This is a genomic window from Streptomyces sp. NBC_00872 (assembly GCF_045161915.1).
Classification (GTDB): Bacteria; Actinomycetota; Actinomycetes; order Streptomycetales; family Streptomycetaceae; genus Streptomyces.
Genome location: NZ_CP108806.1, coordinates 4,406,753 through 4,419,231, shown reverse-complemented (window position 1 = coordinate 4,419,231; position 12,479 = coordinate 4,406,753). Strand labels below are relative to the sequence as shown.

Annotated in this window: 9 protein-coding genes; 6 read left to right on the top strand and 3 right to left on the bottom strand. The window is 70.3% G+C overall.

The features are described 5' to 3' along the window. Nucleotides 1-52: 52 nt before the first annotated feature. Nucleotides 53-877 carry an enoyl-CoA hydratase-related protein gene (locus OG214_RS18845; RefSeq protein ID WP_363079365.1) on the bottom strand — a complete coding sequence of 275 codons (825 nt, stop codon included), beginning with the start codon at nucleotides 875-877 and terminating at the stop codon, nucleotides 53-55. A 342-nt stretch (nucleotides 878-1,219) separates the two neighbouring features. Here OG214_RS18845 and OG214_RS18840 point away from each other — a divergent pair, with 342 nt between their 5' ends. Next, a complete protein-coding gene (locus tag OG214_RS18840; protein WP_363079363.1) occupies nucleotides 1,220-2,230 on the top strand; it encodes a helix-turn-helix transcriptional regulator in 1,011 nt (336 codons plus the stop codon). Nucleotides 2,231-2,298: 68 nt separating this feature from the next. Here the strand turns inward: OG214_RS18840 and OG214_RS18835 are convergent, their stop codons facing one another. After that, a complete protein-coding gene (locus OG214_RS18835; protein WP_363079362.1) occupies nucleotides 2,299-3,543 on the bottom strand; it encodes a hypothetical protein in 1,245 nt (414 codons plus the stop codon). Nucleotides 3,544-3,545: 2 nt separating this feature from the next. Then, nucleotides 3,546-4,535: a hypothetical protein gene (locus tag OG214_RS18830; protein ID WP_363079360.1), complete on the bottom strand. Its 990-nt coding sequence runs from the start codon at nucleotides 4,533-4,535 to the stop codon at nucleotides 3,546-3,548. 446 nt (nucleotides 4,536-4,981) lie between these two features. On the opposite strand from OG214_RS18830, the gene OG214_RS18825 reads away from it, so the two are divergent. The 5 genes from OG214_RS18825 (at nucleotide 4,982) to OG214_RS18805 (ending at nucleotide 12,382) form a co-directional block, all read left to right on the top strand. Further along, nucleotides 4,982-8,767 carry an Ig-like domain repeat protein gene (locus tag OG214_RS18825; RefSeq protein WP_405985385.1) on the top strand — a complete coding sequence of 1,262 codons (3,786 nt, stop codon included), beginning with the start codon at nucleotides 4,982-4,984 and terminating at the stop codon, nucleotides 8,765-8,767. 430 nt (nucleotides 8,768-9,197) lie between these two features. Then, nucleotides 9,198-9,713 (top strand): helix-turn-helix transcriptional regulator, encoded by a 516-nt coding sequence (locus tag OG214_RS18820; RefSeq protein ID WP_363079358.1) that lies wholly within the window; start codon nucleotides 9,198-9,200, stop codon nucleotides 9,711-9,713. 92 nt (nucleotides 9,714-9,805) lie between these two features. Next, a complete protein-coding gene (locus OG214_RS18815; RefSeq protein WP_363079357.1) occupies nucleotides 9,806-10,273 on the top strand; it encodes a hypothetical protein in 468 nt (155 codons plus the stop codon). Next, the gene (locus OG214_RS18810; RefSeq protein ID WP_405985384.1) at nucleotides 10,266-11,627 is read left to right on the top strand and encodes an MAB_1171c family putative transporter; all 1,362 of its coding nucleotides are present in this window, start codon (nucleotides 10,266-10,268) and stop codon (nucleotides 11,625-11,627) included. The genes OG214_RS18815 and OG214_RS18810 overlap by 8 nt, the downstream gene beginning before the upstream one ends. Then, nucleotides 11,624-12,382: an oxygenase MpaB family protein gene (locus OG214_RS18805; RefSeq protein ID WP_405985383.1), complete on the top strand. Its 759-nt coding sequence runs from the start codon at nucleotides 11,624-11,626 to the stop codon at nucleotides 12,380-12,382. Before OG214_RS18810 ends, OG214_RS18805 begins: the two co-directional genes overlap by 4 nt. Nucleotides 12,383-12,479: the final 97 nt, after the last annotated feature.

Genomic DNA, 12,479 nt, shown 5'->3' with positions numbered 1-12,479 from the left:
CGCAGCATATTCTCCCCCGCGCGATCGGTTATTTCGGAAACAGCCGCCCCGGTCAGGGGCGGCTGTCGATTGCCGTGCGATATCCGGGCCAGTCCGGCGTGCGTCTGTCGTTGAAGGCCGCGACGCCCTCGGCCCAGTCGGCCGAGAGCGCGACGGTGTGCCAGGCGGCGTCCTCGGCGTCGAGGCCCGCCGCGAGGTCCTTGCCGTGTCCCAGCCGCAGGGCACGCTTGGCCGCCCGGAGCGCCACGGGTGAGTTGGCGGCGTAGGTACGGGCGAGGTCGAGCGCCCTGGCACGGGCCTGGCCCGCGGGCGCCAGGAAGTCCACCAGCCCCAGGTCGTAGGCCTCGGCGGCGGGCACCCGGCGTCCGCTGAAGACGAGATGCGCCGCGGTGGCCGCGCCCACCCGCCGGGGCAGGAGCTGGGTGCCGCCGCCGCCGGGAATGACCCCGACGGTGGTCTCGGGCAGACCCACGGTCGCGCCGGGGTCCGCCACGATGACGTCGCAGGAGAGCGCGATCTCGTAGCCGCCGCCCAGCGCGTAGCCCGCGACCGCGGCGATGACCGGCATCGGAAGCGCCAGTACACCCGCGTAGACCGCGCGGCTGCCGGGGCGGGCGGCGGTCCGGTCCGCCTCGCTGTAGTCGCGGCGTTCCTTGAGGTCGGCGCCCACGCAGAAGGCGCGTTCACTGCTGGAGGTGATCACGGTGACGCCGACGGACGGGTCGTCCGCGAGATCCGCGGTGGCGGCGGCCAGGGAGGCCCCCAGCTCGGCGGAGACCGCGTTCATCCTGTCGGGACGGTTCAGTACGAGCTCCGCCACTCGGCCACTGTCGAGCCGGTGAACGAGGATGTACTCTCCGTAGCGGAGCCCGGACATCAGCCCCAGCCCAGATCGTCGCCGGAGCCCGGATCGCCGGAACTCGGACCGGCGGAGTCCAGATGGTCGGAACGGAGGCCCCACCCGAGAATTCCGGCCCGCGCGGGACCACTGGCGGAACGGTTCGCGGAATGACTCGCGGAATGACTGGTCACGCGCTGCACGATTTAATTCCCCCCTAAACCCATCAGTGCCTACGCATCGTAAATGTGCCAGGTGGTGCGGGACGCCTCCAGCGTGGCGACATGTCGCATCGCCGCCAGGCGGAAATATGTTGGGTGGAAAGTACATCCAATCGCCCAAATGGATATGATTCGGATTGTTCGGATGTGAGGTAGCGAGATGATGGAGCCACTGCAACCGGCCGACAGCTCCCCGTTTCCCGGCGACGACAGGATCACCGAGGCGTACGAATATGTTTGCGGTTCCGGGAATGCTTCCTTAACGGGACTCGCCGAGGCTCTCGATGTCGGAGAGGCCGAGGCGGCACGGCTGGCCGACCGCCTCGCGGAGTTACGACTGCTCCGGCCGACCGACGACGGGACCTACGCCCCGGGGTCACCGCGGATAGCCGGAGCCTGGCTCATCGCGCCTGCCGTACGGCAGTTGGAGGACCGTCAGCGCCGGATCATACGGCTGATGACGGAGTTGGACACGCTCACCAGGATCTATGAACAGAGCCCCGCGGAGCGGCGGAGCCGCCCGCAGATAGAGGTTCTGCCGGAGGTCGCGGCCGTACGGAAAGCGCTGACGGAGCTTTCCGCGGGAGCGCGGCAGGAAATCCTCACCTCACAGCCGGGCGGCGCGCGGCCGGCCGATGTACTGGACGAAGCGCTGGAGCGCACGGAATCGGTGCTGCGACGGGGAATCTCGATGCGCACGATCTATCAGCACACCGCTCAGTTCAGCAAGGTCACGGTCGACTATGTGAAACATGTGACGCCGCTCGGGGTCGATGTCCGTATGCTCAGCGACGCGCTGATGCGAATGATCGTATTCGACCGGGAAATCGCGGTCCTCCCGTTGCACGGCGATCAGGACGGAGCCGTGGTCGTCGGTGAGCTGAGCATCGTGGATTTCGTGGTCCACACGTTCGAACGGGCCTGGCCCGCGGCCCGTCCGTTTCCTGTCTCCTACGACCGGGGGCAGGTCAAGGGGACGTCCGTGGAAATCCAGCTCTCCATTTCGCGGTTGCTGGTCGAAGGCCTTGAGGACAAGGTGATCGCCCGCCGCATGGGTATGTCGCTGCGGACGTGTCAGCGCCATATATCGGAGATCATGTCGCGGATCGGTGCCCGTAACCGTATGCACGCCGGATATCTGCTGGGCCGGGTCATAGACGGCCATGACTGAACACCGGCGTGATGCCGGAATCCCTCGCGACGACGGAATCCCTCGCGACGACGGGATCTCCCGCGGCGTCAGGACTTCTGCCCCTCTGGCCGCGGCGGGGCGCCCGCCGGTGTGATGGACCGGATGAGGGCGATACCGCCGACGAGCAGCACCACCCCTGCCAGCAGACCGACCGCCATACCGGAGTGCGCGGGCCTGGGGAGCCAGGACAGCGAGGTGCTGACCGCGAGCCCCGCCGCCATGTTGCCGACGATCTCACCGACCGCCGTGACCACACTGACCAGGGCGAAGACATCGGTGAGCTGACTCTGGGGCACGGTCTCGGCCGCCTCCACCTGGATCTTGGGAAAGGCCAGGGACTCCGCGATCGCGAACAGCGTCAGTCCCGCGAGGACCAGCGGCAGACTGGCGGTGAACGACAGCACCAGCCCCGCGCCGCCCGCCAGCGCGACGGCCGGATACAGCGCGCCGCGCCCCAGCTTGGCGAAGAACGGCAGCAGGGCGAGCTGGATGGCGATGATGGCCAGCGGCTGATAGCTCAGGAACAGCGTGCGGTGCTCGGCCAGTTCGGGGTTGACCACCTCGTACAGCAGCACCATCGAGTAGAGGAAGCCCATCGCGAAGTAGATCGCGAAGGTGTAGCCGAGGACCACCGACGCGGCGGGGTTCCTGAGGACCGCCAGCCGTCTGCGCATCCCTCCCGGACCCCGGGGCGGGAGCGCGAAGTCCAGCCCGCGGGCGAGCAGTCCGACCGTGAGCCCGACGCCCACCTCCACGGCGGCCAGCGCGAACAGCGCGGGAACGCCCGTCCTGCCGATCGGTCCTGCCGCGAGCGGGGCCAGCACATAGGCGGTGTTCAGCAGGATGAAGAAGATCTGGAAGACCTGGGCACGGCGGTTCTCACCGGCCGCGCTCATCAGGAGCGAACGCACCGCGGGGCGTGAGATGCCCACCCCGAGGCCGGCCAGCACCGCGAAGAGATAGAGGGCCGGGGCCGTGGTGCCGATCGCGACCGTGGCCACACCGGCGGCCTTCAGCGTGGACGCGATCGTCAGGATCCAGCCCGGATGGACCCGGCTGAACACGACCGGCGTGAGCACCGCGCCCACCAGCGCCGACCCGACATGGACGGAGAGCGCGAAGGAGAAGACGGACGGGACGATCCGGCCGCCGTGCAGCACCGTCACCGGAAGCAGTGTCAGGACGATCGCCAGACCGAGGTTGGAGAACAGGCTGAAGCCCAGGCCCGCTCCGACGGCGGGCGGATGCGAGGCCGCCTCCGACGCGTCCGCCTCTGTCGTGGTCTTCGTCATTCTCACTGTCCTCGACGGGTCACTTCGTGGGTCACGGCGGGCGCCGCGGTCCCGGACAGCAGCCGGCCGACCCAGGGGAAGAAGGCATCGGCGAGCTGGGACCTGGCGGGTTCGGGCATGGAGGAGAACTCGGCCATGGCGGTGCCCCACTCGCCGAGTACGGGACCATCCTCGGTCAGCAGCCAGTCGACACAGAGATAACCGGCCTGGAGATCCGCCACGATCCGCTCCACATCGCCCAGTACGGCGGCGACGTCGGGGTTGGCGCTCGCGTTCCCGCCCTGGGTGAGATTGGCGAGATAGGCACCCTCGGCGGGTCTGCGCAGCATGCTGGCGGCGAACTTCCCCTCGACCATCGCCACCCGCAGATCCCCCGTGTTGGGCAGATACTCCTGCACGATGTAGCTCTGTCCCGTCTGGGAGACGATGTCGACCGCGGCGCGGAGCTGCTCGTAACTGTCCAGCTTGAGCACCCCGAAACCGATGCCCATCTCGCGGGCCTTGAGGATGTACGGGCCCTCGCCGATCTCCTTGCGGATGACGTCCAGACCCTTGCGCGCGTACCGGCCGAAGGGCAGCGCCACCGTGCGGGGCGTCCGGATCCCGAGCGTCGCCGCCCGCGCCAGAATGGCCAGTTTGTCCCGCTCCAGGCACTCGGGCCCGAGGAGCGACCGGTTGAGCAGGACGGAGTCGCTCGCGTCGATCGTGCGGTAGATCCCCCGCAGGAAGTGCGTGGCCTGCGGGTCACCGCTGACGTCGTCGACGATGTACGCCTGCCGGGTCTCCAGCAGATCCACCCCCGCGTGCCACAGCCGCGGCCGGTCCGCGCTCGCGGGCACCAGTTCGTTGGCCGCGATGAACCGGAAGGCGAAGCCGTGCCGGGCGCAGGGTTCCGCCCAGCGCTCCGTCATCTGTGCGGTGATCTTGTCCACATACTCCGGCAGATAGTCGTCGGGGTGGCAGATCCAGGTCACCAGGCGCTCGGTCGGCACGATCGCATACTCCTACGGGAGACCTCATGGACTGATCGCGGCGGCGGTGCGCCCCCGCCGGGGACGCGGCACAGCGGCCCCTCACTCTCGCAGCAATCCCCGGGCGCGCTCCCGTGGTCAGGGGCTCGGATCTTCGCCTTGCGCCGATACGACAGGGGTGGGCCGGGGACAACTTCCGGTCCGGAACCGTGCGTTCCGCCCTTTGTTTCGCGTTTTACGAAAGCGCAGGTCAGAGCTGACGGGCGACATATCCGACGCGTCAGCGTTCAACCCGTTTTCGATGACGTAGAGATCAAAAATATGAAACTTCTGAGTTTCATTACCCAATAAAGATGGTTGAGATGTGAACGTTTGCCCGGCTCTCGATCAATCGATGCATCGCGTCCTCGGACGCGCCGCGTGCGGACGGCTGTCGTCCGTACGCTCGAAAGTGAGGTCAGGCACTCGTGGACATACCAAGACCCACGCGGACGCGTCTGCGTCCGCTCGCCGCCGGCGTCGCGGGACTGGTGGCGCTGAGCGCGCTGTCGGTGCTCGGGGCTCCGGTCGCCTCCGCCGCGACGGACTCGGACTCCCCCGTGGTCCGGTCGGGCGACGGATGGACCGTTTCCCGGGCGGCCGGCGGATATGTCGTGTCCCTCGAACTGGACACTCCGCTCCCCGTCAAGGGTGACGCGCCCGAACTCGTCGCGGACGGAACGGACTTGGGTCCGGCCGCGGAGTCCGCGGACGGGCACACCCTGACGGTCACGACCGCCGACGACTCGGTGGCCGCGGCCAAGGAGATCACCTGGCAGTGGTCCAGCGGCGGCGACAGCACCGCCACCGGACCCACCAGTCTGCTGTCGCCGTCGGCCCAGGCCAAGGCACAGCGGCTCACCGAGTCCAAGGCGCTCGTGGAGGACCCGGGGCCGGACACGTCGGCCGACGATCCCACCACCATCGGCAAGGGCTCGTACACGATCGCCGACTACGACTTCGGCGCGCAGTCGATCGCGCTCACCGATATCGGCGGTATCCGCGGTGAGTTCCAGGGGCGCGTCTATCTGCCGACCGACGGCAAGCCCCACCCGGTCGCGGTCTTCCTGCACGGCCGCCACAGCTCCTGCTACAACCTCACGACCCTGCGCGGCGCGAGCGGCTGGCCCTGCGCGCCCGGCACGGCGCCGATCCTCAGCTACGCCGGTTACGACGCCGCCGCCGAGGCGCTGGCGGCCGACGGTGTGACGGTGGTGTCGATCTCGGCGAACGCCATCAACGCCAACGACAACCAGCTCTCGCCGGACAACGGCGCGGCCAGCCGCGGCCAGCTCGTCCTCGACACCCTGACCATGCTCAAGAAGGCCAACGCGGGCGAGCCCGTCGTCCAGCACGACGCGGTGACCGACAAGGACGTCACGCTGGAGCAGGCGCTGACCGCGGGGAAGACCACCTACCCCGGCGGCACGGTGACCGCCGCCCAGCTCGTCGGCTCCATGGACTTCAGCTCGATCGGGCTGATGGGCCACTCGCGCGGCGGCGAGGGCGTCGTCTCGGCGGGAGCCCTCAACGCGGCCCTGCCGGACCCGTGGCAGATCAAGTCCGTACTGCCGCTGGCGCCGGTCGACTTCACCCGCACCACGCTGCCGGACGTGGTCACCACCACGCTGCTGCCGTACTGCGACGGCGATGTCTCCGACCAGCAGGGGCAGCACTTCTACGCGGACTCGCGGAGCGCGTTCTCCGACGATGTGCTGCGCTCCAACTTCTGGGTCATGGGCGCCGACCACAACTTCTTCAACTCGCAGTGGACGCCGCCCTCCCCGGGCGGTTCCGACGACTGGTCGAACACCGCGGACCCGGTGTGCGGTACGAGCGCCGCGGCCCTGGCCTCCGGCAAGAACATCCGGATCACGGCCGAGCAGCAGTACAAGCTGGGCGCCGCGTACATATCCGGGTTCTTCGAGGCGACGCTGCGCGGCCGGACCCAGTTCCGGGGCTACTTCGACGGCTCGCAGCTCACCCCGCCGTCGGTGGCCGCCTTCGCGGACGTCCGTACGGTGGCGCAGCAGCCGTCCTCGGCCCGCCGTGACATCACCTCCTTCAAGACCACCAGCCCGCTGACCGGCACCACCTCGACGGCCACGGCCGTGATCTGCGCCAGCAAGTCGGGGCGTACCGTTCCGCAGCCCTACCCGCTCTGCACCAACCCGGGCAGCACCCTCAGCAACCAGCAGCTGCCGCACTGGACTCCGGCCTCGTTCGCACCGAACGTGCCGCTGAACGTGATGACGCATCTGACCTGGACGGCGACGACCGGCGCACTCGGGGTGACCCTTCCGTCCGCCCAGCAGAACGTGTCGGGCTACGACGAGATGACCGTGCACATGTCGCCCGACGAGAGCGTCGTCACGGGCACCGACATGACGCTGAGTGTCACCGACTCCGCCGGGCACAGCTGGAGCAGCCCGGTCTCCGCCCTCAACCCGTGGGGCGTCACCAAGATGCCGGCCAGCGGGGCGACCCAGCTCGGCAAGATCGTCCTCCAGCAGGTGGCGGTCCCGACCGCGACCCTGGCCGGGGCCGGTCTCGATCTGAAGCACATCACCAAGGTCACCTTCACCGGTGCGACCGGCGCCGACGCCACCGCGGCCGGCGGTGTCTATCTCTCGGATCTCGTCTTCGAGAACAAGAGCCTCGGCAAGCCGAGCCCGCAGGGCCGTCCCGCCGTCAACATCGCGTCGACCAGGACCGAGGAGGGCAACGGCCCGGGTGCCGCCCAGGCCGCGGTCTATCTGTCGCGGGCCGCCGCCACCCCGGTCTCCGCCTATGTCACGGTGGTCGGTTCGGCGACCGGCAAGGTCGGACTCGCCATGCAGAAGGTCACCTTCGCGCCCGGTACGACCTGCCAGGTGGTCGACATCCCGGCGTCGGGCGACACCGCCGCCGGAGCGACCCCCTCCACCGCCTACAAGATCGGGGTCTCCAACTCCACCAACGCCGTCCTCGGCAGCGGGGACTTCGGCACCATCACGGTCCGCGAGGACGACGGACTGACCGGGACGGCCACCCCCGCGCCCGTGGTCGGTGCCCAGGGCGACGTCTGTGCCGAGTACACGGCCCTCTCCCGGCCGGGCGCGCTGAGCGTCAGTGACACGAAGCCCGAGCCGGGCGCCACGGTCACGGTCACCGGGAGCGGCTACCGCGACGGCGAGAGCGTGGCGTTCACGCTCGGTTCCGCCGTACTCGGCAGCGCGGTCGCCGCGGCCGACGGCACGGTGTCCTTCCAGGGCGCCGTCCCCGCGGACCAGCCCTACGGAAGCGCGAAGGTCAGCGCGGTCGGCGCGGGCTCCGGCTATACGGCGACGGCGAGTGTGGAGGTCCTCGCGACCACCACGACGGCGCTCGCCCTCAGCCCGGCCGCACCGGGGATCAGCCAGGCGGTCACGCTGACGGCGAAGGTCACCGGCACCGGATCCGACGGCGGCACGGTCACCTTCCGGGACGGCACCACCGTTCTCGGCACGGCCGCGGCCACCGGCGGCACGGCGTCCCTGCGGATTCCGGCCGGCTTCAAGGCCGGGACCCACACCTTCACCGCCGCCTTCGGCGGTACCGCCTCGGCCGACACCTCGGCGTCGGACGCGGTGCAGCTCGTCCTGACCAAGGGCCGCAGCGCCATCGCCATGGCGCTGACGGTCAAGTCGGTCAGCTACGGTCACGCGGTCTCGGGAGTCTTCTCGGTGGCCGGCGCGACCAACGGCTCGGTGAAGGTCTCGTACGGGACCGGCTCACTGACGGCGAAGGTCGGATCGTCCGGAGCGGGCACCTTCAAGCTGCCCGCCTCGCTCACCGTCGGCGCGCACACGGTGTCCGTGCAGTACCTGGGCACCGACTTCGTGGAGCCCAGCGGGGTCGCCTCGCAGAAGCTCACGGTCGTGAAGCAGAAGACGGCGACATCGCTGACGCTCTCCAAGACCAAGCTGGCGCACGGCAAGTCCGAGTCGGTCAAGGTGTCGGTGAGCGGCCACAGCGCCGCGGCCTATCCGACCGGCACGATCACGGTGACCGCCAAGGTGGGCGGCAAGTCGACCACCACCAAGGTCTCTCTGACGGCCGCCAAGAAGGGCGTGATCAGCTTCACGGTCAAGCTGCCGAACGTGAAGGGCACGGCCACGGTCACGGCCGTCTACGCGGGGGACAAGAACTTCTCCGCCAGCACCTCGGCCAAGAAGCAGGTGAAGCTGACCTGAGCCGAGCGGACCGGCCCGGCCTGACGCCCGCCCCGACAGGGTCCGGCTGACGGCGTAGGGGACGAGTGGGGGGAGGAGCCGGCCGGCGCCTCCCCCCGCTTCCGCGTCGATGCCCGGTACTTCCGCGTCCATGCCCGCTGCCGGCCGGAGGGCCCCGGCGCCGGGCACTGTTGCCCACCCCCGTGGGGCAGCGGCGCCCAGCGCCCGTGATGCCGGGCGCGGCCGGGGAACGGCCTCGATGTGCTGCGCCAGCGTTCTCGATCCTGCTCCCTGCGCCGCGCATAAGTCAACTAAAGTTGATTGCCCGGTGGACAGTTGACGGCGATTCACCGTCCGACGCGCGTGATTACCCGCTCACTCGCCACGATCGTTTAATTCTGTACGACGGCAAGATCCCCGCTGACGGCCGAAGAGTCCTATGATCCGGGCCATGGCCACCGATTCTCCACGCTCAAGGGCGTCGGCTCTTCGACCAGGCGAAGGGGAGGAGCCGACGGGCTCCCTGGACTTCGCGGCTCGCTTCCGGCGTGTGATCTCGGTGATCTACCCGAAGGATCTGGGCCGTCCCTGGCGCGACTCGGAGATCGCCGAGGGAACCGGCCTGAGCGGCACCTATATCGGGAATCTCCGCAAGGGCACCCAGAAGCCCAGCCTGGAGAACGCGGTGAAGATCGCCAAGTTCTTCGGTGTTCCGCTGAACTACTTCAGCGACTCCGCCACCGCCCAGGCCGTGGAGCGGGATCTGCGGAAGATAGAGGCGCTGCGGGACGCCCGGGTGGAGCGCATCGCGATGCGGGCGGCCGGGCTGCCCCCCGAGATGCAGGACGCCGCCCTCACGGTGGTGGAGCAGCTGCGCAAGGCGGTCGGACTGCCGGAGACCCCCGACGCCTCCGGGCCTTCCGGGGCCCCCGGGGGTTCCGAAGCCTCCGAGGCCCCGGAAGCGTGACCGAGTACCAGCAAACGCCGTTGGGGCACTGGCGGCCGGCTGATGGGAACGACGTGCGAGATCTTGGACGTACCCGCCGTCGGATGCGGGCCATGGTCAGACAGCTGGATCTGCCGGAGATGAGCACGGTGGAGGAACTCTGCGCGGCGGTCGCGGAACGGGCGGGGCGTCCCGTACGGCTGGTGCCGCGGCGGATGCGGCTGGGCGAGCCGTCCGGGTTCGTCGAACGCCGCGCGGACGCCGATGTGATCCATTTCGAGCAGGAGACCTCGGGGCTGCACCAGGCCCACATCATCTGCCATGAACTCGCGCATCTGCTGTGCGGGCATCTCGCCGAGCCCCCGGACCCGGACGAGAGCACGGCCGAGGTCGAACTGCCCACCATCGACGCCGACATGATCCGGCTGGTGCTCGGCCGCTCGCACTACGACGGCGCGGCGGAGGAGGAAGCGGAGATCCTGGGGGCCGAGTTGACCCGTACCCTCGTACTGGCGCCCGGCGCCGGGACCACATCCCAACTGGCGCCCGCGCTGGAGCACCGTAAAGGGCAGCATGTCTGACATATCTGTCGTAACAGGATTATCCGCCGCCTCCGTATGGCCCGCCTCCGTACTGCCCGCCGCCACCGGTGTGTCCGGCACCTCCGGTGTATCCGGCCTGGCCGAGGCGTCGTTCGTGTCCGAGACACCGTTCAACATCGTCTATCTCGGTATCGGCACGGCGGCCTGGGCCGTGGCCGGGCTGAAGATACGGGCCTGGCGGCGGGACCCGTCCCCGGGGCTGCTCGTCGTCGCCCTGACGATCGCGGCCCCCGCGACCGCGTTCGTGGTGGCCGCCCCGGTGCTGTACCGGCTGATCGACCGGATCGCGCACCGCGGCAATCTGGCGACCCTGCTGGTCTATCTCGGCATCACCTGTTTCTCCGCGGGCGCCGTGGTGCTGGCCCGTATGTGGACGCCCCCGAAGGAGCGCGCCGACGACCGGGTGTGGGACGCGGCGGGCGCGGCCACCTGGCGCCAGGTGCGTACGCGGCTCGCGGTGTTCGCCGTGCTGGTGCCGGTGATGACCGTCCTCTTCCTCACCGGGGGAGCCGACGGGCCGGAGACCCCGCTCACCTTCGACACCACCTTCGCGACGATCCCGGAGATCGCGCTCTTCCTCGTCCTCTACCAGGCCCTGTTCGGCTTCGCCCTGCTCGACATCAGCCGGGTCTGTCTCGGACACGCCTCCCGGCTGCCGCTCGGCCCGCTGCGCAAGGGCATCCGGCTGATCGCCGTCGGCGGGCTCGTCGCCTGCGGCTATGTCGTGTGCAAACTGATCGCGATCGGAGCGGCCTTCGCGGAGACCGGCGGGGCGGAGTGGCTGAGCACGGCCCTCGGTCCCGTGTTCGCCGCGCTCGGGGCCGTGCTCATCACCGCCGGCTTCGCCGGGCCCGCCGTCGCCGCCTGGAGGCACCGGCGCCGCGACTACCAGGCGCTGCGTCCGCTGTGGGACCTGGCGTACCGGGCGGACGAGCGGCTCGCCCTGGAGGAGCCCGCGTCGCCCTGGACCGAGCGGCTGGCCTTCCGGGATCTGGAGTGGCGTACCGCCCGGCGCGGACTGGAGATCCGCGACGGTCAGCTGACGCTGCGCCCCTGGGTCGATCCGGTGGTGGTCACCGCCGCCACCGCCACGGCGGAACGGGCCGGGCTGGACGACGCCGACCGCGCGGCCCTGATCGTCGCCACCGCGCTGCGGTTCGCCGTCGACGCGCTGAACGCCGGGGCTCCGCCGCGTCCGCGCGAGGACCAGGTGCCCCTGCCAGGACTGGACGCGGAACCGGCCGAGGAACGGGCCCATCTCGTACGGGTCGCCCGCCATCTGCACGCGCCCCTGACCGGCGAGGCGCTGGCCGTCGCCACCGCGGCCCGATGACGGCGGAGACGCGTGGCGCGCACCACGCCCGTACCGCCTACGCGCGGCTCGTCCTGGAGACGATGCCCGAGGAGTCACGCCTCGGACTCACCCTGGGCTTCATCCGTACCTTCGGCATCCCGGAGATCGCCCGTGTGCTGTACGGCACGGGCCGGATGACCAGCGAACCGCGCGCCCGCGCCAAGGCGACCGGGGTCGCCATGTTCACCCTGATCGGACAGGGGCTGAACAGCCCGGAGGGGCGCGGGACCGTCGAGGCGCTGCGCCGGATCCACGACCGGCCGGACATCACGCCCGAGCTGATGCACTACGTCCTGGCCTGCTTCACCGTGTGCCCGCTCCGTTTCATCGACACCCACGGGCAGCGGGCGGTCACGGACGCGGAACGGGAGGCGGCGTACGGCTTCCATCTCGGCCTGTCGGACGCCCTGGGCCTGTCCGAGCCCCCGGGCGGCGGCCATCGGGACGGGGTGCGTCTGGACGGGGTGGAGGAGTGGATGCGCGGCTACGAGGCCGACCGCTTCGCCCCCACCGAGGAGGCCCGCGCGCTCTGGCGGTCCGCCAGCCGGGGCCTGCTGGCGGCGCGGCTCCCGGCCCCCCTGGCGGCGCTCGCCCCGACGGTGGCCGCGTCCCTGCTGGACGCCCCGCTGGGCAGGGCCCTCCAGGTGCGCCGCCCGCCCGCCCCGGTCCGCGCCCTGGTGATCCGCGCCCTGCGGTCCAGGGCGCGGGGCCGTGTCGCCGGGGGCGGCGGGTGATCCCGGGCCCGGGGCGGGTGTGCTCCGGGCCGGATGCACCGGAAACGTGAGGTGCCCGGAACCGACCGGTTCCGGGCACCCGCGCAACAGGTGAGCC

Bases quoted from the DNA above. Each gene is read 5' to 3' on its own strand.
- OG214_RS18845 (WP_363079365.1), bottom strand. From the start codon at position 877: ATGTCCGGGCTCCGCTACGGAGAGTACATCCTCGTTCACCGGCTCGAC.
- OG214_RS18840 (WP_363079363.1), top strand. From the start codon at position 1,220: ATGATGGAGCCACTGCAACCGGCCGACAGCTCCCCGTTTCCCGGCGAC.
- OG214_RS18835 (WP_363079362.1), bottom strand. From the start codon at position 3,543: ATGACGAAGACCACGACAGAGGCGGACGCGTCGGAGGCGGCCTCGCAT.
- OG214_RS18820 (WP_363079358.1), top strand. From the start codon at position 9,198: ATGGCCACCGATTCTCCACGCTCAAGGGCGTCGGCTCTTCGACCAGGC.
- OG214_RS18815 (WP_363079357.1), top strand. From the start codon at position 9,806: ATGGTCAGACAGCTGGATCTGCCGGAGATGAGCACGGTGGAGGAACTC.
- OG214_RS18810 (WP_405985384.1), top strand. From the start codon at position 10,266: ATGTCTGACATATCTGTCGTAACAGGATTATCCGCCGCCTCCGTATGG.
- OG214_RS18805 (WP_405985383.1), top strand. From the start codon at position 11,624: ATGACGGCGGAGACGCGTGGCGCGCACCACGCCCGTACCGCCTACGCG.